This window comes from Pseudomonas sp. LB3P25 (assembly GCF_054897985.1).
Window position 1 is genome coordinate 1,836,698 of record NZ_CM142711.1, and the last position, 18,256, is coordinate 1,854,953.

Genomic DNA, 18,256 nt, shown 5'->3' on the forward strand with positions numbered 1-18,256 from the left:
TCTTCGGGCTATCTTTTCGGATAGCCCGTTTCTCACCGCAAGGAGCCGCTCGGAACGCCGATGCGCCAAATCTGGAAACCCTTTCGAGCGCTTTATTTTGCCTCGCTGATGATGTTGATCGGCTCTGGACTGTTGAGTACTTACCTGGCCTTGCGCCTGGCCGCCGACCACGTCGACAGCCTGTGGGTCGGTGCGTTGATGGCAGCCAACTATTGCGGCCTGGTGCTGGGTGGCAAAATCGGCCACCGGCTGATTGCCCGGGTCGGGCATATTCGCGCCTATTCAGCCTGTGCCGGGATTGTCGGTGCGGCGGTGCTGGGCCATGGCCTGGTGGACTGGTTGCCTGCCTGGATCTTCCTGCGGGTGATCGTCGGCCTCGGCATGATGTGCCAATACATGGTCATCGAAAGCTGGCTCAATGAGCAGGCCGAAGCCTCGCAGCGGGGGACGGTATTCAGCGGCTACATGATCGCTTCGTACCTGGGGCTGGTGCTGGGGCAGTTGATTCTGGTCATGCACCCGGGCCTTGGCCTTGAGCTGCTGATGCTGGTCGCCTTGTGCTTTGCCCTGTGCCTGGTGCCGGTGGCCCTGACCCGGCGGATTCACCCGGCGCCGTTGCACCCGGCACCGATGGAGCCACGGTTCTTCATCAAGCGCGTGCCGCAGTCGTTGAGCACGGTGCTGGGGGCGGGGCTGATCATTGGTTCGTTCTACGGTCTGGCACCGCTGTATGCCTCACAGCAGGGGTTATCCACGGAGCAGGTCGGTCTGTTCATGGGTAGCTGCATTTTTGCGGGCTTGCTGGTGCAATGGCCGTTGGGCTGGCTGTCCGACCGTTATGACCGGGCGCTGTTGATCCGCTGTTTTGCAGTGGTCCTGGCGCTTGCCGCGTTGCCGCTGGCAATCATGCAACAGGTACCGCTGGAGATTTTGTTTATCACCGGGTTCTGCTGTTCGCTGGTGATGTTCTGCCTGTATCCGCTGGCGGTGGCATTCTCCAACGACCACGTCGAGGGTGATCGTCGGGTGTCCCTGACGGCGATGCTGTTGGTGACCTATGGCGTCGGCGCCAGTATCGGGCCACTGGTGGCCGGGGTACTGATGAAGCTGTTCGGCAGCCACATGCTCTATGCCTTCTTCAGCTTCTTCGCGTTGGTGCTGGTGTGGCGGATCCGCCCGAAAGCGGTGACCAATCTGCATCAGGTCGACGATGCGCCGCTGCATCACGTCGCCATGCCGGACAGTATGTCGAGTTCGCCGTTGGTGGCTTGCCTTGACCCGCGTGTCGATGAGCAGGTGGTGCAAGACCAGATGCAGAGCCCGATCAGCCCTGAACCGGAATCTGAACCAGAGCCCGAAACCGATCCGCCGCCCGAAGACCCTGATGCACCTCGCGAGCAAAGTTTTACCGAGGCCAGGCCTTAAATTCCATGCATAAAAAAAACGGGCAGTCACCGCAAGGGACTGCCCGTTTTCTGTTGAAGCGTTGTATTACATGTCGTCTTTGTCGAAGCGCCGCGCTTCGCGCTGAAGCTGATAGACGAACCGTTCTACCTGGCGCTGCACCAGCCCGCTCATGTTGTGAAAGCGTACGCCGGCGAAGGTGGTGGAGATCCTTTCTTCGAAGTGCAGGTAACGCAGCTCGACCGGTGCCGTCATGTTGCCAAAGGGCAGGGCGGCGATGAAGCGGTCATAGACCTGGCCCAGCTGCAGGCTGCCCGTGATGTCGCCTTCGAAGCGCAACTTGCAGCCGGTGGCGGAGATGTCCAGCAGCTTGCCGCTGATCGGCGACTTGAGTTTTTCACCACCCAGATCGACGTTGACCAGTTGTGCCAGCTTCAGTGCAGCACGAAATGCATTACGACGCTGATGGTAAACCACCTGGGCGGGCAGGGCGCCACGGTAGCAGCGACCGCCACCGGATTCGTCGATGGTCAACGGGCCGTTGCTTTCCCAGGCAATACGCACGCCGTCGTGAAAGCCTTCGACCTTGAACGGTTCGCCGGCCAGCAGGAAGCGTTCACCGTCGCGGGGAATCATTTCGTCCAGGGCAATCATGTTGCTGTCACGGTCAATGTCCACCAGATAACTCTGGAAGCGCTGGCTGCGCTCATGGAACGTGATGATCAGCGGATCATGGCTGTCTTGCAGCTGGCGCAGGTTGCCGGAGATCTCCAGGGGTGTGGTGAGCACCTTGGGTGGCTGCGGAGCATCTTCCGCGCTTATGGCATTGAACACGGTTCATCAATCTCCAGACAAGGTATGACTACGGCTGGCCAGCATTTTGACAGTATGTTGCGCGTCTTGATAGTGCGCGCTTTTCAGCAGACTCAGGCCTGACTGAGCGGGCGTGGCTTCGCAAGCATGGAGGTTGATCCGCGCGCATCGTAGAGCGCTGGCGGCTCGCCGCCGTTGAGGATTTTCAGCTGATTGGCCGTCGCGGCCTGTTGCACCAGGATTGACTGGCCATTCTTGACGTTGGCCGCCTGGCACTGAGCCAGAAGATCGGTCAATACATCGCTCTGCTCCAACAGCTGATCGCCAATGCTCGAATGGCTGGCAAGTTGCTCCAGGCCGTTGCGGTTGGTCGGCAGGTTGAGGCTGGCGAGGATTTCACTGCGCTTGCGGCCATGCTGATCGAGCAAAATGATCAATGCCTGTTTCTGCGCCAGAATCTCTTCGAGCAGTGGCATGTCGCGACCGTGCAAGGCGAGGGACTCGGTTTGCAGTAACTCCAGCAAGTGCTGTGCTGGAGCGAAGTCGTCGGTGATCAGTTGCAGTAAATTAGTGTCGTGCATGGCTGGCCTTGGGTTTTAAGCGTCCAAAAGCCTGGCGCAGGCCTTGGCCTAGCGCTGGGCTTCGAAGTTGAGCAGTTTGCTGGCTACACGGTTGCTGTCGACTTTGTAGCTGCCATCGGCAATCGCTGCTTTCAACTCGGCCACGCGGGCGTTGTCGACGGCAGGCTGATCGCGCAGCTTGTCAGTGACCTTCTGCAACTGTTGAGCCTCATTGCTGAGATGTACCGATTCCCCGCTTTTGACGGTACTGGCCTGTTCGGCCGGGGTATTCAGCGGCGCGGATTTGCCGGTTTCGGCGGTTTCCTTCGCGGCGCTGGTACGTGTACTGCCGGTAAGTGACGAGGAACTGTTTAAACGGCTGAAATCGATGACCATGACAAAAAACCTCTGGGTATTTGGACGCTTGCCATGTTTTCGGCCATACCCGGAAAAACTTTAGACCCATTTATCAATGAGCTTGCGCGCGCCAGTGCTTGCCCTGCGTGGGCACAGTTTAGGCAACAGTCGAGTGGCGCGCCATCTCTTCACCAACAGAGGTCGCTACATGGCCACTTCCACCTGGCCGGGCGCGGTGACTTGCGCCTTGATGACCCGCTGGGAGTTGAGGTTTTTCACCCGAATCTGTTCGCGCAGGCCGCCGTTGGACAGCGCTTCACCCGGCATGCGCACGCTGAGTGTTCCACTGCGGGCGGTAATTACCACCTGGTCGCCCTTGCTGATGACTTCTGCCTGTTCCATGTGCACCAGGGTCATGACCTGGTCGGCGACCATTGGTCGGGTAAGTTTCTGCCCGATCGCCTGGTCGACGGAAGTCAGGTAACCCTGATTGATCAAGCTGATGTCGCGCTCGCGCAGGGTCACATCCTGGGGCTCGACGATGCCGGTGCGCCGCAGCGCACGGGTGGTGGTCACAATGTCGCGAAACAGGCGCACTTGCGCGGGTACGAAGACGGTCCAGGGGGACGTGCCTTCACAAGCAACCTTGACGGTAACCCGCCCCAGCGGCCTTGCCGGACTCTCAAGCGTGGCTGTCAATTCCTTGTCACACATGGGCATGCGCAGCCGCGGATCGAGTTGCTTGACCTCGATCTCGTAGCGGCCTTGCGTTTGACTGGTTGCCAAATAGTCTTCTACGGTGAATTCAAGAAAGCCCTGAGTGACGCCGATAAGCATGTCAGGCAAGGTAACCGCGTCAGCAAGGGCAGGGCAGCCAGCGTTGAACAGGCAGACGGCCGACACCGCGCAAAGCAATCTGCGGGCGTTTGATGTCAGGCGTCGGAAAAATGTCGGTTCTGTGTTCATAAGAGTTAAAAAGCAAGCGCCGTGCCGTTTAGTGATGAATGTGCGTCGCAACACACTTAAGCGTTGGTGTAGGAGTCTGTGCATGGCTGGTGTAATGGATGCGGTAAACCAGCGCACGCAACTGGTAGGGCAGAATCGCCTTGAGCTGTTGTTGTTCCGTCTCGACGGCCAGCAGCTGTATGGGATCAACGTGTTCAAGGTTCGGGAGGTGCTGCAATGCCCCAAACTGACGCTGATGCCAAAATCCAGTCCTGTCGTGTGCGGTGTGGCAAACATTCGGGGGGCGACCATTCCGATTCTTGATCTGGCCATGGCGACCGGTTCCGGTGCGCTGAAAGATCAAAGCAATCCCTTCGTGATCATCACGGAGTACAACACCAAGACCCAGGGTTTCCTGGTGCGGTCGGTGGAACGCATCGTCAACATGAATTGGGAGGAGATTCATCCGCCACCCAAGGGCACGGGACGCGATCATTACCTGACGGCTGTGACTCGGATCGACAATCAGTTAGTCGAAATCATCGATGTCGAGAAAGTGCTGGCAGAAGTGGCGCCAACACCGGAAGCGATTTCCGTCGGTGTGGTGGATGTCGAAACCCAGCACAAGGCGCTCTCTTTGCGAGTACTGACGGTCGATGACTCGTCGGTGGCGCGCAAGCAGGTAACCCGTTGTCTGCAGACAGTCGGTGTCGAGGTGGTGGCGTTGAACGACGGTCGGCAAGCGCTGGATTACCTGCGCAAACTGGTCGACGAGGGCAAGAAGCCGGAAGAAGAGTTCCTGATGATGATTTCCGACATCGAGATGCCGGAGATGGACGGGTACACCCTGACGGCCGAGATCCGTAACGACCCTCGCATGCAAAAGCTTCACATCATCCTGCATACTTCGTTGTCGGGTGTATTCAATCAGGCGATGGTCAAGAAGGTCGGTGCCGATGACTTCCTTGCCAAATTCCGTCCTGATGACCTGGCATCCCGGGTAGTCGACCGGATCAAAGCAGCAGACATCAGCTAGGGGCCTAATGCCCCTAACGGTTAACACGATTTAAGAGGCGGCATCTTTGTCTACGGGTAATTTGGATTTCGAACAGTTCCGGGTCTTCCTGGAAAAAGCCTGTGGCATTTTGCTCGGTGAAAACAAGCAGTACCTGGTCTCGAGCCGTCTCAACAAACTGATGGAACAGCAAGGCATCAAGTCCCTGGGTGAGCTGGTCCAGCGCATCCAGACCCAGCCGCGCAGTGGTTTGCGCGAGATGGTGGTGGATGCCATGACCACCAACGAAACCCTGTGGTTTCGTGACACCTATCCGTTTGAAGTCTTGAAGAACAAGGTGCTGCCCGCAGCGATCAAGGCCGCCCCTGGCCAGCGCCTGCGGATCTGGTCGGCGGCGTGTTCGTCGGGTCAGGAACCGTATTCGCTGTCGATGTCGATCGATGAGTTCGAGCGCGTGAACATGGGTCAGTTGAAGATGGGCGTGCAGATCGTTGCCACCGACCTGTCCGGCACCATGCTGACCAACTGCAAGACCGGCGAGTACGACAGCCTGGCCATCGGCCGTGGTCTGTCGCCCGAGCGCCTTCAACGTTATTTCGACCCGAAAGGGCCGGGGCGCTGGGCAATCAAGGCGCCGATCAAGAGCCGGGTGGAGTTTCGCTCGTTCAACCTGCTGGACAGCTACGCGAGCCTCGGCAAGTTCGACATCGTGTTCTGCCGCAACGTGCTGATCTACTTCTCCGCCGAGGTGAAGAAGGACATCCTGTTGCGCATTCACAGCACGTTGAAGCCAGGCGGTTATCTGTTCCTCGGTGCTTCCGAGGCGCTGAACGGTTTGCCGGATCATTACCAGATGGTCCAGTGCAGCCCGGGGATCATTTACCAGGCGAAGTGATGTAAAAAGCGCCAGGCATAAAAAACGGGAGTCCTCAAGGGCTCCCGTTTTTTATGCCTGCCGCTTTTTCTGAAAACACCACTGACCCTGTGGGAGCGAGCCTGCTCGCGAAAGCGGTGGGTCAGGCAATGCAGATGTCGATTGACATGACGCTTTCGCGAGCAGGCTCGCTCCCACAACGGATAAGTGTTCCCCGTGAGAAAGCGGCAGAAAAGCGGCAGGCGGCGGAAATCAGTTGCCGCTTTTCTGGCATTGCCACATTGCCACTGCCCGCAAAGCCCCGGTTTATGGCCTTTTTTGAATTGGCACGACGCTTGCTATGTCCCTGTTACGAAAAATCAGGTCACCCGAAGGTTTCCGACATGAGCATCAGCTTCGATAAAGCGCTCGGTATCCACGAACAAGCCCTGGGCTTCCGCGCTCAGCGTGCCGAAGTCCTGGCCAACAACATCGCCAACGCCGACACCCCGAACTACAAGGCTCGGGATCTGGACTTCTCGAAAGTACTCGCCGAGCAGAACGAGAAGACCAAGAGCGGCACTTTCGCCTTGAACATGACCAACAGCCGTCATATCGAAGCCGAAGGCCTGGGCAATGGCGACGAGTCGCTGCTGTATCGCACGCCGATGCAACCGTCGATCGACCAGAACACCGTGGACGCCCAGCTTGAACAGTCGAACTACGCGGAAAACGCGATCGGCTTCCAGGCCAGCTTCACCCTGCTCAACAGCAAATTCAAAGGGCTGATGTCAGCCCTGCGCGGAGAGTAAGCCATGTCTCTATCCAGTGTTTTCAACATTGCCGGTAGCGGCATGAGTGCCCAGACCACTCGCTTGAACACCGTCGCCAGTAACATCGCCAACGCCGAAACCGTCTCGTCGAGCATCGACCAGACCTACCGTGCACGGCACCCGGTATTCGCCACCATGTTCCAGGGCGGCCAGAGCGGCGGCAGCGATTCGCTGTTCCAGAACCAGGACGCGGCCGGTCAAGGCGTGCAAGTGCTGGGCGTGGTCGAAGACCAGAGCAACCTTGAAGCGCGCTACGAGCCGAACCATCCGGCGGCCGACGCCAAGGGCTACGTCTACTACCCGAACGTCAACGTGGTGGAAGAAATGGCTGACATGATTTCCGCGAGCCGTTCGTTCCAGACCAACGCCGAAATGATGAACACCGCCAAAACCATGATGCAGAAGGTCCTGACCCTCGGTCAGTGATAAGGGGCGACTCAGATGAGTGTTACCGATACCACCAGTGGTTTGAGCCTCAACGACATCCTGGCCAACTCCTCGATCAAGACCACCACCACGACTGATGGCCTGGCGTCGGCCACCAACAGCGCCACGGGCAGCAAAGCCCTGGGCAAGGACGCGTTCCTGCAGTTGCTGGTGACGCAACTGAAAAACCAGAACCCGCTGGAGCCGCAAGACAACGGTGCGTTCGTCGCCCAGTTGGCGCAGTTCAGCAGCCTGGAAGGCATCACCACGCTCAACGACACCGTCAGTGGCCTGGCGAGCAATTACAACTCGTCCCAGGCATTGCAGGCGTCGTCGCTGGTCGGGCGTTCGGTCATTGCACCGGGCGGCTCGGCGGTGGTCGATACCTCCAAGAGTTTCAACGGCACCATCGCCGTACCGGCGTCGGCGGACCCGGTCACGGTCAAGATCACCAATGCCGATGGCAAGGTTGTCCGCACCATCGACCTGGGCAGCCAGGCAGCCGGTACTTCCAGTTTCATCTGGGATGGCAAAAACGATGCAGGCGAAGTGGCCACGGCGGGTACATATACCTTCGGCGCTACTGCGACCTACGACGGCAAGGCGACCTCGCTGGTGACGTACCTGCCGGCAACCGTCAACAGCGTGACCATCAGCCAGACCGGCGGTGAGTTGATGTTGAACCTGGCCGGGTTGGGCAGCATCGCCCTGTCCAAAGTACAAACCATTGGTATATAGAGCCGATTAGCACGGCACAAAGGAGTGGAATATGTCTTTCAATATCGGCCTTAGCGGTCTCTATGCAGCCAACAAACAACTGGACGTAACCGGCAACAACATCGCCAACGTCGCGACCACCGGTTTCAAATCGTCCCGTGCAGAATTCGAAGACGTGTACTCGGCGACCAAGCTGGGTTCAGGCGGCAAGACCACCGGTAACGGTGTGCGTCTGGCCAACGTTTCCCAACAGTTCACCCAGGGCGACATCAACAACACCGGTAACGTGCTGGACATGGGCATCAACGGTTCCGGCTTCTTCGTACTGAGCAACAGCGGCTCGCTGTCCTACACCCGTGCCGGTACGTTCAAGGTCGACAAGGACGGTTACGTCACCAACACCGACGGCACTTCGCGTCTGCAGGGCTACGGTGTGGATGCCAATGGCAAGATTCAGAACGGTGTGTTGACCGACCTGCGCATTGACACCTCCAACCTGGCGCCGAAAACCACCACCACCGTGTCGTCGACCATCAACCTGAACTCTTCGGCTGACGTGATCGACCAGGCGGTTCTGACCAACAAGTTCGATCCGACCAAGTCGGCCACCTTCACCAAGCAGTTCAGCACCCCGATTTTCGACACTCAGGGTAACCAGCACACCATGGATCAATACATGGTCAAGACTGGGGCCAACACGTGGGATACCTACACGCTGATTGATGGTCGCAACCCCGATGGCAGCGATCCTGCTGTTGCCGCTACCGCTCCGGTCCCTTCGACCATGACGTTCGACACGTCGGGCAAGTTGCTCCAGGTCAGCACTCCGCCCGTTCCGACCATCAGCAGCGATCTGAAGATCATGAACTGGACTCCAGGCACTGTGACCGCTGGCGTCTGGACGGCCAACGGCGCCGCCGCGAGCGCGGCGGGCGTGACCATCTCCATGGCCAACACCACCCAGTTCAACGCCGATACCGCGCGTTCGATTCCTTCCCAGAACGGTTACGCCACTGGCCAGATCACCAACCTGACCATCGACGGTAGCGGCGTGTTGCTGGCTAACTTCAGCAACAACCAGACCAAGCCTATCGGCCAGATCTCCCTCGCCAGCTTCACCAACGAGCAAGGTCTGCAGCCAGTCGGTGGCACCAGCTGGAAAGAAACCTATGCGTCGGGTATCCCGGGCTACGATGCGCCGGAAACCGGCACGCTGGGTTCGATCGCCTCCAACTCCCTGGAAGAGTCCAACGTCAACCTGACCAATGAACTGGTCGACCTGATCAAGGCTCAGAGCAACTACCAGGCGAACGCCAAGACCATCTCCACCCAAAGCACCATCATGCAAACCATCATTCAGATGACCTGATGCGGGTTAGCTGAAAGTGCTGCACAAAGAGCCCCTCGGAAGAGGGGCTTTTTTATGGCCGGGATTTTGTCGGTAACCTGAATTTCGCATTGTCGTGCAGGGCCCTTCGCGAGCAGGCTCGCTCCCACAATGGATCTCGTTTCTCTGGCTAACTCGGTCACCTGTGGGAGCGAGCCTGCTCGCGAAGGCGTCGGACCGGCCGCCACATTCCTCCAGGCAAAAGAAAACCCCCGATCAATCCAGAGGACCGATCGGGGGTTGTCGAGTAAGCGCCTTGCGGCGTCTACCGGCTCAGCTTATTGGCAAGCTTCGCAATCCGGCTCGTCGATGGCGCAAGCCTTCGGCACTGGAGCAGGACCAGCGGGCGCTGCCAGGACCGAATCTTCACCGTGGTTGCCGCCGCTGGAAACAGCGTTCAGCTTACCGGTGTTGATGGTCGACTTCTCGGTGCTGGTCGCGGCCAGGGCACGGAGGTAGTAAGTGGTTTTCAGACCACGGTACCAGGCCATGCGGTAGGTCACGTCCAGTTTCTTGCCCGATGCGCCAGCGATGTACAGGTTCAGCGATTGAGCCTGGTCGATCCACTTCTGACGACGGCTTGCCGCGTCAACGATCCACTTGGTGTCCACTTCGAAGGCCGTCGCGTAGAGCTCTTTGAGTTCTTGCGGGATGCGCTCGATCTGTTGCACCGAACCGTCGTAGTACTTCAGGTCGTTGATCATGACCGAGTCCCACAGACCGCGAGCCTTCAGGTCGCGAACCAGGTACGGGTTGATCACGGTGAATTCGCCCGACAGGTTCGATTTCACGTAGAGGTTCTGGTAGGTCGGTTCGATCGACTGCGATACGCCAGTGATGTTGGCGATGGTCGCGGTCGGTGCGATGGCCATGATGTTGGAGTTACGAATGCCTTTCTGCACACGGGCACGAACCGGTGCCCAGTCCAGGGATTCGTTCAGGTCAACGTCGATGTACTGCTGGCCACGTTGCTCGATCAGGATCTGTTGCGAATCCAGCGGCAGGATGCCTTTGGACCACAGCGAACCCTGGAACGTCTCGTAGGCGCCGCGCTCGTCGGCCAGGTCGCAGGAAGCCTGGATCGCGTAGTAGCTGACCGCTTCCATCGACTTGTCGGCGAACTCGACGGCAGCGTCGGAACCGTAAGGAATGTGCTGCAGGTACAAAGCGTCCTGGAAGCCCATGATGCCCAGACCGACCGGACGGTGCCTGAAGTTGGAGTTCTTCGCTTGCGGCACCGAGTAGTAGTTGATGTCGATAACGTTATCGAGCATGCGAACAGCGGTGTTCACGGTGCGTTCCAGCTTGGCGGTATCGAGCTTGCCGTTGGTGATGTGGTTCGGCAGGTTGATCGAGCCCAGGTTGCAAACAGCGATTTCGTCCTTGTTGGTGTTCAAGGTGATCTCGGTGCACAGGTTCGAGCTGTGAACCACGCCGACGTGCTGCTGCGGGCTGCGCAGGTTGCACGGGTCTTTGAAGGTCAGCCATGGGTGGCCGGTTTCAAACAGCATGGACAGCATTTTGCGCCACAAGTCTTTGGCCTGGATGGTCTTGAACAGTTTGACCTTGCCTGGATATTCGGTCAGGGCTTCGTAGTACTCGTAACGCTCTTCGAAGGCTTTGCCGGTCAGGTCGTGCAGGTCTGGAACTTCGGACGGCGAGAACAGGGTCCACTTGCCGTCATCGAAGACGCGCTTCATGAACAGGTCAGGGATCCAGTTGGCCGTGTTCATGTCGTGGGTACGACGACGATCATCACCGGTGTTCTTGCGGAGTTCGATGAACTCTTCGATGTCCATGTGCCAGGTTTCAAGGTAGGCACAGACAGCGCCTTTGCGCTTGCCACCCTGGTTAACGGCGACGGCGGTGTCGTTCACCACTTTCAGGAACGGAACAACGCCCTGGGATTTGCCGTTAGTGCCCTTGATGTACGAACCCAGTGCACGAACCGGGGTCCAGTCGTTGCCCAGGCCGCCCGCAAATTTCGACAACATGGCGTTGTCGTGGATCGCATGATAGATGCCCGACAGGTCATCCGGCACGGTGGTCAGGTAGCAGCTCGACAGCTGTGGACGCAGGGTGCCGGCGTTGAACAGGGTCGGGGTCGAGGACATGTAGTCGAAGGACGACAACAGGTTGTAGAACTCGATCGCACGGTCTTCTTTGTTCTTCTCTTCGATTGCCAGGCCCATGGCCACGCGCATGAAGAAGATTTGCGGCAGTTCGAAGCGGATACCGTCCTTGTGGATGAAGTAACGGTCGTACAGGGTTTGCAGGCCCAGGTACGTGAACTGCTGATCGCGCTCGTGGTTGATCGCCTTGCCGAGTTTTTCCAGGTCGAAGGTGGCCAGGACCGGGTTCAGCAATTCGAATTCGATACCTTTGGCGATGTACGCAGGCAAGGCCTTGGCGTACAGGTCGACCATTTCGTGGTGGGTCGCGCTTTCGGCGACTTCCAGGAAGCTCAGGCCTTCGGCACGCAGAGTGTCCATCAGCAGGCGAGCGGTCACGAACGAGTAGTTCGGCTCACGCTCAACCAGGGTACGGGCGGTCATCACCAACGCGGTGTTGACGTCGGTCAGGGCCACGCCGTCGTACAGGTTTTTCAGGGTTTCGCGCTGGATCAGGTCGCCGTCGACTTCTGCAAGGCCTTCGCACGCTTCGGTGACGATGGTGTTCAGGCGGCCCATGTCCAGAGGCGCAAAGGTGCCATCGGCGCGGGTGATGCGGATCGACGGGTGAGCGTTGACGGCTTCTTCGGCCGGTGCGTGGGCGGCGCGTTCTTTCGAACGACCGTCACGGTAGATCACGTAGTCGCGCGCCACTTTCTGCTCGCCGGCACGCATCAGGGCCAGTTCGACCTGGTCCTGGATTTCTTCGATGTGGATGGTGCCGCCCGAAGGCATGCGACGCTTGAAGGTCGCGGTGACTTGTTCGGTCAGACGGGCAACGGTGTCATGGATTCGCGACGAAGCGGCAGCGGTGCCGCCCTCAACTGCGAGAAACGCTTTGGTGATGGCGACGGTAATCTTGTCATCGGTGTAAGGAACGACAGTGCCGTTACGCTTGATCACGCGCAGCTGGCCAGGCGCGGTGGCGGACAGATCCGAAGTCGAATCTGCGGCCTGCGGCAAGGTGCCCTGCGGGTTCTCGCGAGTTGTGTCGGTTTGCATGGGGGGTTGTCTCCACATTCTCTATGTTTGTTTGGGCACCATCTGGGTGCCCACCGTTCCGTCCTGAAGCACTACAACCGGCGAGGGGCCGGGCATACCAACTTCGGGACAGATCAGGAAGGGGCAATTGGGGCGCCGCTTCCATGCCGAAGTCTTTGGTCCCAGGCCTTGAACCTGAAACCGGGATCCTTTTGGGTGACAGCAATTGACTGCAACACCCGTACCGTTAACGCCGTTTCCGGCTCAAAAACAGTAGCCATCCGCACGCGCGGTTTGGTCTTTCGAAAATACGTTTGGTTCAACCGGAAAGAGGCAATAAAAGCGCTTGAAATCGGTATCCGGTTTGTGTTTGGTTTTTGGTGTAAAACCCTACATGTAGGGTTTTTTTGGCGCCGGGGTACAAGATAATGCGTTTTGGGGGGGGTTGCAACGTACTACCTGTGGATAAACCTGTGCGTAAATTGTGTGTGAAAGGTGGAACAGGCGTGTAGGCCGCGACGTAGCTGGAGCGGACCGTTTTTCACTGATTTTCAGCGATTGAAAACAGTCATTCGGATTTTTAAGGGCGCGAACCCTATCACAAAAATCCGGGTTGTCCGAACGCATTTACCGGCTTGTGTTCTCGGCGGGCGGCGTTTATACAATCGGCCAGTGCGTACGCATTCTTATCCTCCCTAATCATTACAAAAAGACGGGCGGATCCTTCCTTATTAGTGTTGTTGGCAAGCAGAGGTCACCGTGGAGCAAGAAGCCTGGCAGGTATTGATTGTCGAGGACGACCAGCGTTTGGCCGAACTGACCCGCGACTACCTGGAAGCCAATGGCCTGCGCGTATCGATTGAGGGCAATGGCGCCTTGGCCGCGGCACGGATCATCAAGGAGAAACCGGACCTGGTGATCCTCGACCTGATGCTGCCGGGCGAAGATGGCCTGAGCATCTGCCGCAAGGTCCGCGACAAGTATGACGGCCCGATCCTGATGCTTACCGCCCGCACCGACGATACCGATCAGATTCTTGGCCTGGACCTGGGCGCCGACGATTACGTGTGCAAACCGGTTCGCCCGCGTCTGCTGCTGGCGCGCATCCAGGCCTTGTTGCGACGCAGTGAAGCCCCTGAAGTGGCGCCGGAAAAACAACGGCGCCTGCAGTTCGGGCCGCTGGTAGTGGACAACGCATTGCGCGAAGCCTGGCTGAACGACAACGGTATCGAGTTGACCAGTGCCGAGTTCGACTTGCTCTGGCTGTTGGTCGCCAACGCTGGACGCATCCTGTCCCGGGAAGAGATTTTTACCGCGCTGCGCGGCATTGGCTATGACGGCCAGGACCGTTCCATCGACGTGCGCATCTCGCGCATTCGCCCGAAAATCGGCGATGACCCGGAGCATCCGCGGCTGATCAAAACCATTCGCAGTAAAGGTTATCTGTTCGTTCCGGAAGCCTGCACGCTGTGAATTCGATCTTCCTGCGCATTTATGGCGGCATGTGCGCGGCGCTGATCCTGGTCGCCGTGCTCGGCGTACTGGCCTTGCACCTGCTCAACCAGGTGCGCGGCGAGCAGTACCGCGAACGCCTCGCCCACGGCACCTTCTCGCTGATGGCCGACAACCTGAACCCGATGAACGAAACCGAGCGCCACCGGGCCTTGCTGGTGTGGGAGCGTTTACTGGGCATTCCGTTGGCGCTGAAAACCTTCGCCCAGACCGACCTCGACCTCACCCAGCGCACCCGCGTGCTGCGGGGTCAGGCGCTGGTGGAACAGACCGGTCCGCATGCGGCGAAGGTGTATCGACTGGTCAGCGACAAGGAACAGCTGGTGCTGACCGGCGAAGTTCAGCAAATCAGCGAACAACTGGCCCGGGCAACTATTTACCTGCTGGCCGATGAACTGGTGCGCTACCCCGTGGCCGAGCAACCCGAACGCCTGGCGCAGCTGAAGCGCGAAAAAGGGTTTGGTTTCGACTTGCGGCTGGTGACGATCGAACAGGCGGACATGGACGAGGATCAGAGTCGCCGGGTGTCCGAGGGCGACACGGTGATGGCGCTGGGCAAGGGCGGCGATTCGATCCGGGTGTTTGCCGGCATGGTCGGTACGCCGTGGGTGCTGGAAATCGGCCCGTTGTATCAGATGAATCCTTATCCGCCGGAGTGGCTGGTGCTGATCGCCGCCCTGGGTTTGAGCCTGATCGGTTTGATCGTCTATCTGTTGGTGCGGCAACTTGAGCGCCGTTTGCGTGGCCTGGAAGCGGCCGCCACGCGCATCGCCAAGGGCAGCCTGGAAACCCGCGTGCCGGCACGCGGCGCGGACTCGGTGGGTCGGCTGGCCTCGGCGTTCAACGGCATGGCCGAGCACTTGCAGCAGTTGCTGGCGATCCAGCGTGAACTGGTGCGCGCCGTGTCTCACGAACTGCGCACGCCGGTGGCGCGACTGCGTTTTGGTCTGGAGATGATCGGCTCGGCCACCACGCCGCAGGCGTTGGAAAAATACTGTGAAGGCATGGACCACGACATCGAGGATCTCGATCGCCTGGTGGACGAGATGCTCACCTACGCACGGCTGGAGCAGGGTTCACCGGCGCTGAATTTTCAGCGGATCGATCTGGATGCGTTGGTCAATCAGGTGATCGAAGAACTGGCGCCGTTACGCGCCGAGGTCACGGTGCAGCGCGGTTTGTGTTTGTCCGCCGCTGACAACGACGCCGCTTGGGTCGAGGCCGAGCCGCGCTACCTGCACCGGGCGTTGCAGAACCTGGTGAGCAATGCCATGCGCCACGCTCAATCACGGGTGACCGTCAGCTATCAGGTGGGGCAGCAGCGCTGTCGGGTGGATGTCGAGGATGACGGACCGGGCGTGCCGGAAATGGCCTGGGAGAAGATCTTCACGCCGTTCCTGCGCCTCGATGACAGTCGCACCCGCGCCTCGGGCGGGCATGGATTGGGGTTGTCCATCGTGCGGCGAATCATCCATTGGCATGATGGCCGGGCGTTGATCAGCAAGAGCAAAAGCCTGGGCGGGGCGTGTTTCAGTCTGAGCTGGCCGAGGAATCAGGAGAAGCGGTGAGATTGGCGCAGGACTTGTAGCAGCTGCCGAAGGCTGCGTTCGGCTGCGAAGCAGTCGTAAATTCTGCGCACGCGGTTTGCCAGAAACACTGCGGTGCATGGTTTAGCGACTGCTTCGCAGCCGAACGCAGGCTTCGCCAGCTGCTACAGGGGGAACCTTCAGGCCTTGATGCTGACCAGACTCAACAACTGCCCATCCACAACCCCAAACTGCGCCTCCAGCTCAGTGCCGTTGCGCCACTCACTGGACAGGTCAGTCAGCAATCGCAGCCGCACCTCACCGCTCTCGCTCCACTCCAGCACTTCGGCGTGCTCGAAATAGAAGCGCTGCTGAACAATCGGATACAGCGCCTTGAACAGGCTTTCCTTCACCGAAAACGTCAGGGTCACCAGCATCGCCAGCTGATCGCGACGGCCAGCGGTCATGCGTTGCAACTCGGGCGGGGTGAGGATTTCCCCGGCCAGTCGCTCGGCCCGTTCAGGGTTGAGCAGGTTTTCCAGGTCCATCCCCAAGCCGCGCCAGTGGGTTTTCTTCGCGACAATCGCCGAGGCCCGGCCAGTGCTGTGGGTGATCGAGCCCGTGATGTGCGTCGGCCACACCGGTGCCCGGTCCTCGCCGATGGCCGGGATGAAGTTCAGCCCTTCCAACTGTTGCAACGCAGCCCGAGCGCAAACCCGCCCGGCGAGGAACTCAGCCTGACGCTTGGCGACCGAACGCTGGATGGTGGGCGGCGGCTCGATGGCGCTGCGCTGGAAATCATCGCTGGCCAGTTGCGAGGTATCGAAGTGAGTGCTCAACAGCACCGTATCGGGCAGCGCAAACGGCAGCGGCCAATGGGCATCGAGTGGGGTGCAGCAGACGGGGAGGGCGGGGGCGGGATTCATGTCGGGCATTTTGCCGGGTTGCTTTCGGGCTGGGTAGTAGCAACGGCTTTTGTGGCGAGGGGATTTATCCCCGTTGGGCTGCGAAGCAGTCCTAAACCCGACAACCGCAGTTTCCCTGCTGAAATGCGGTTGCAGGTTTTGGGGCCGCTTCGCAGCCCAACGGGGATAAATCCCCTCGCCACGAAAGCCCCTTGCCACAGGGGCTACCTGATCAACCGAAGATTTTCTTGAAGAACGCCTGCATGTCCGCCCAGGATTTTTCATCCGCTGCCTTGTTGTACCCAATATCCGGCCCGCCATGATCCCCATGGCTCAACCGATCCGCATCAGGGTTGCTGAACCCATGCTTGGCGCCCTCCAGGCTGACGAACTTATAGTCAGCCCCGGCCTTGTCCATTTCAGCCTTGAACGCTGCAACGTTATCCGGCGTGACCATGCTGTCCATCGCCCCATGCTCAACAAGAATTTTCGCTTTCACACTGTCAGGCGTCGCAGGCGTGTTAGTCGCCAGCGCCCCGTGGAAACTCACCACGCCCGCCAGCGGCACGCCCCGACGTGCCGCATTCAGCACTACGCCGCCGCCGAAGCAGTAACCGATAGCGGCGATTTTGTTCGGGTCGGTTTGCGGCTGTTTCTTCAATAGATCGAGCCCGGCCTGAAAGCGCGCACTCGACGCCGAACTGTCTTTCAGCGCGGCTTGCATAAACGCCATGGCGTCCTTGGGATGCTCGGTGTTCTTGCCGTCGCCATACATATCGATGGCGAGCGCGCTGTAACCCAGGCCGGCGAGGTCACGGGCGCGGCGCTTGGTGTAGTCGTTGAGCCCCCACCATTCGTGCACCACCACAACGCCAGGGCGTGCGCCTTTGATGGCGTCGTCATAGGCGAAATAGCCGATCATTTTGGTGCCGTCAGCACTTTGATAGGGGATTTCCTGGGTCTTGATGGCTGCCTGAGTCAGCCCGCTCAAGGCCAGCAAGACGAAAGCGAGAAACATGCGCATGGTCGGATCTCCTGACAGAAAAGTCGTCAAAAACAGCTGGGTCGATCTGGTTCAGCTTAGGTTCAGAGAGCGTTCAGGGGGAGTTCAGGGCGGGGTCAGTAATCTTGCCCCGTACCCGAAAAGCAAATAGCGCGTGAGGAAACTCCCTAATGACTGGTTTCAAAAAACTGCTTCTGGCTTTCACCGTCCTGAGTGCGAGTACCGCAGCTTTCGCTTCCGACGACAATTTCGCCAGCCTTACTTTTGGACAGACCAGCGACAAGGTCAAAAAGTCCCGCGCCCTGAACGACAACCTCAATAATCCGAACGCCGACGGCGTGATCGGCAAGGACAACACCTGGGGTGTGCGTCTGGGTCAGCAAAACAGCCAGGGTCGCTACTACGCCACCTACGACAACGTGTCGGGCTCACACAATGGCATTAAACTGCGTCAGGAAAACCTTCTGGGCAGCTACGATCTGTTCTACCCGGTGGGCGGCAGCACCAAACTGTTCGGCGGCGCCACGGCCGGTTTGACCAAAATGACTCAGGATTCCCCAGGCTTCAGCCGCGACAGCGACATCGGTTACGCCATCGGCGGCCAGGCGGGTGTCCTGCAACAGGTTTCGCAAAACACCTCGGTGGAACTGGGTTACCGTTATCTGCGCAGCAACGCGAGCACCGAGATGAGCGAGCGCGGTGGCAGCAAACAGGGTTCGCTGGACCTGACCAGCAGCGCCCAGACTTACCTGTCGGCGAACTACGCTTTCTGATAAGCGCTGCGCAATCCCTGTGGGAGCGAGCCTGCTCGCGATGGGGCCAGCACATTCGACATTGATGTCGACTGA

17 protein-coding genes are annotated in these 18,256 nt (G+C 59.1%); 10 read left to right on the forward strand and 7 right to left on the reverse strand.

Annotated elements, in window-relative coordinates; all coding sequences use genetic code 11:
• The first annotated feature begins 60 nt into the window (after positions 1-60).
• On the forward strand, positions 61-1,425 hold the full coding sequence (locus ACYZTW_RS08035; protein ID WP_462004433.1) for an MFS transporter: 1,365 nt from the start codon (positions 61-63) through the stop codon (positions 1,423-1,425).
• Between the two features lie 66 nt (positions 1,426-1,491).
• Here ACYZTW_RS08035 and ACYZTW_RS08040 read toward each other — a convergent pair whose 3' ends face one another.
• The 4 genes from ACYZTW_RS08040 to flgA form a co-directional block, all read right to left on the reverse strand.
• Positions 1,492-2,238, reverse strand: coding sequence for a flagellar brake protein (locus ACYZTW_RS08040; RefSeq protein WP_462004434.1), 747 nt, complete (start codon positions 2,236-2,238; stop codon positions 1,492-1,494).
• 92 nt (positions 2,239-2,330) lie between these two features.
• Complete coding sequence (locus tag ACYZTW_RS08045; RefSeq protein WP_123368748.1) at positions 2,331-2,798, reverse strand: flagella synthesis protein FlgN; 468 nt, start codon at positions 2,796-2,798, stop codon at positions 2,331-2,333.
• 48 nt (positions 2,799-2,846) lie between these two features.
• Positions 2,847-3,173, reverse strand: a complete 327-nt coding sequence (gene flgM, locus ACYZTW_RS08050) for a flagellar biosynthesis anti-sigma factor FlgM (protein WP_462004435.1) — start codon at positions 3,171-3,173, stop codon at positions 2,847-2,849.
• Between the two features lie 165 nt (positions 3,174-3,338).
• The gene (gene flgA / locus ACYZTW_RS08055; RefSeq protein WP_462004436.1) at positions 3,339-4,100 is read right to left on the reverse strand and encodes a flagellar basal body P-ring formation chaperone FlgA; all 762 of its coding nucleotides are present in this window, start codon (positions 4,098-4,100) and stop codon (positions 3,339-3,341) included.
• 82 nt (positions 4,101-4,182) lie between these two features.
• On the opposite strand from flgA, the gene ACYZTW_RS08060 reads away from it, so the two are divergent.
• The 6 genes from ACYZTW_RS08060 to flgE all read left to right on the forward strand — a co-directional run bounded on the left by ACYZTW_RS08060 (position 4,183) and on the right by flgE (position 9,292).
• Positions 4,183-5,115: a chemotaxis protein CheV gene (locus ACYZTW_RS08060; RefSeq protein WP_462004437.1), complete on the forward strand. Its 933-nt coding sequence runs from the start codon at positions 4,183-4,185 to the stop codon at positions 5,113-5,115.
• A 46-nt stretch (positions 5,116-5,161) separates the two neighbouring features.
• On the forward strand, positions 5,162-5,989 hold the full coding sequence (gene cheR / locus ACYZTW_RS08065; RefSeq protein WP_008147958.1) for a protein-glutamate O-methyltransferase CheR: 828 nt from the start codon (positions 5,162-5,164) through the stop codon (positions 5,987-5,989).
• A gap of 362 nt (positions 5,990-6,351) precedes the next feature.
• The gene (gene flgB / locus ACYZTW_RS08070) at positions 6,352-6,759 is read left to right on the forward strand and encodes a flagellar basal body rod protein FlgB (protein WP_462004438.1); all 408 of its coding nucleotides are present in this window, start codon (positions 6,352-6,354) and stop codon (positions 6,757-6,759) included.
• Between the two features lie 3 nt (positions 6,760-6,762).
• Positions 6,763-7,206, forward strand: a complete 444-nt coding sequence (flgC, locus tag ACYZTW_RS08075; RefSeq protein ID WP_007937507.1) for a flagellar basal body rod protein FlgC — start codon at positions 6,763-6,765, stop codon at positions 7,204-7,206.
• 15 nt (positions 7,207-7,221) lie between these two features.
• Positions 7,222-7,944, forward strand: coding sequence for a flagellar hook assembly protein FlgD (flgD, locus tag ACYZTW_RS08080; RefSeq protein WP_462004439.1), 723 nt, complete (start codon positions 7,222-7,224; stop codon positions 7,942-7,944).
• A gap of 31 nt (positions 7,945-7,975) precedes the next feature.
• Positions 7,976-9,292 (forward strand): flagellar hook protein FlgE, encoded by a 1,317-nt coding sequence (gene flgE / locus ACYZTW_RS08085; protein ID WP_462004440.1) that lies wholly within the window; start codon positions 7,976-7,978, stop codon positions 9,290-9,292.
• A 296-nt stretch (positions 9,293-9,588) separates the two neighbouring features.
• Here flgE and ACYZTW_RS08090 read toward each other — a convergent pair whose 3' ends face one another.
• Positions 9,589-12,483, reverse strand: coding sequence for a ribonucleoside-diphosphate reductase subunit alpha (locus ACYZTW_RS08090; protein WP_462004441.1), 2,895 nt, complete (start codon positions 12,481-12,483; stop codon positions 9,589-9,591).
• Between the two features lie 738 nt (positions 12,484-13,221).
• Here ACYZTW_RS08090 and ACYZTW_RS08095 point away from each other — a divergent pair.
• Together ACYZTW_RS08095 and ACYZTW_RS08100 are read left to right on the forward strand one after the other, a co-directional pair.
• Positions 13,222-13,935, forward strand: coding sequence for a response regulator (locus ACYZTW_RS08095; protein ID WP_074879161.1), 714 nt, complete (start codon positions 13,222-13,224; stop codon positions 13,933-13,935).
• Complete coding sequence (locus tag ACYZTW_RS08100; RefSeq protein ID WP_462004442.1) at positions 13,932-15,542, forward strand: ATP-binding protein; 1,611 nt, start codon at positions 13,932-13,934, stop codon at positions 15,540-15,542. Before ACYZTW_RS08095 ends, ACYZTW_RS08100 begins: the two co-directional genes overlap by 4 nt.
• 158 nt (positions 15,543-15,700) lie before the next feature.
• Here the strand turns inward: ACYZTW_RS08100 and ACYZTW_RS08105 are convergent, their stop codons facing one another.
• Entirely contained in the window at positions 15,701-16,426 is a 726-nt protein-coding gene (locus tag ACYZTW_RS08105; RefSeq protein ID WP_462004444.1) for a 4'-phosphopantetheinyl transferase family protein, read from the reverse strand.
• Positions 16,427-16,637: 211 nt separating this feature from the next.
• Complete coding sequence (locus ACYZTW_RS08110; RefSeq protein ID WP_462004445.1) at positions 16,638-17,429, reverse strand: dienelactone hydrolase family protein; 792 nt, start codon at positions 17,427-17,429, stop codon at positions 16,638-16,640.
• Between the two features lie 149 nt (positions 17,430-17,578).
• Here ACYZTW_RS08110 and ACYZTW_RS08115 point away from each other — a divergent pair, with 149 nt between their 5' ends.
• The gene (locus ACYZTW_RS08115; protein ID WP_462004446.1) at positions 17,579-18,181 is read left to right on the forward strand and encodes a hypothetical protein; all 603 of its coding nucleotides are present in this window, start codon (positions 17,579-17,581) and stop codon (positions 18,179-18,181) included.
• Positions 18,182-18,256: the final 75 nt, after the last annotated feature.

What these genes read in the sequence shown, in the direction of transcription:
- flgC (WP_007937507.1), top strand. Translation starts at nt 6,763, where the DNA reads ATGTCTCTATCCAGTGTTTTCAACATTGCCGGTAGCGGCATGAGTGCC.
- ACYZTW_RS08105 (WP_462004444.1), bottom strand. Translation starts at nt 16,426, where the DNA reads ATGAATCCCGCCCCCGCCCTCCCCGTCTGCTGCACCCCACTCGATGCC.
- ACYZTW_RS08035 (WP_462004433.1), top strand. Translation starts at nt 61, where the DNA reads ATGCGCCAAATCTGGAAACCCTTTCGAGCGCTTTATTTTGCCTCGCTG.
- flgA (WP_462004436.1), bottom strand. Translation starts at nt 4,100, where the DNA reads ATGAACACAGAACCGACATTTTTCCGACGCCTGACATCAAACGCCCGC.
- flgM (WP_462004435.1), bottom strand. Translation starts at nt 3,173, where the DNA reads ATGGTCATCGATTTCAGCCGTTTAAACAGTTCCTCGTCACTTACCGGC.
- ACYZTW_RS08110 (WP_462004445.1), bottom strand. Translation starts at nt 17,429, where the DNA reads ATGCGCATGTTTCTCGCTTTCGTCTTGCTGGCCTTGAGCGGGCTGACT.
- ACYZTW_RS08115 (WP_462004446.1), top strand. Translation starts at nt 17,579, where the DNA reads ATGACTGGTTTCAAAAAACTGCTTCTGGCTTTCACCGTCCTGAGTGCG.
- ACYZTW_RS08090 (WP_462004441.1), bottom strand. Translation starts at nt 12,483, where the DNA reads ATGCAAACCGACACAACTCGCGAGAACCCGCAGGGCACCTTGCCGCAG.
- ACYZTW_RS08060 (WP_462004437.1), top strand. Translation starts at nt 4,183, where the DNA reads ATGGCTGGTGTAATGGATGCGGTAAACCAGCGCACGCAACTGGTAGGG.
- ACYZTW_RS08045 (WP_123368748.1), bottom strand. Translation starts at nt 2,798, where the DNA reads ATGCACGACACTAATTTACTGCAACTGATCACCGACGACTTCGCTCCA.
- flgE (WP_462004440.1), top strand. Translation starts at nt 7,976, where the DNA reads ATGTCTTTCAATATCGGCCTTAGCGGTCTCTATGCAGCCAACAAACAA.
- flgB (WP_462004438.1), top strand. Translation starts at nt 6,352, where the DNA reads ATGAGCATCAGCTTCGATAAAGCGCTCGGTATCCACGAACAAGCCCTG.
- flgD (WP_462004439.1), top strand. Translation starts at nt 7,222, where the DNA reads ATGAGTGTTACCGATACCACCAGTGGTTTGAGCCTCAACGACATCCTG.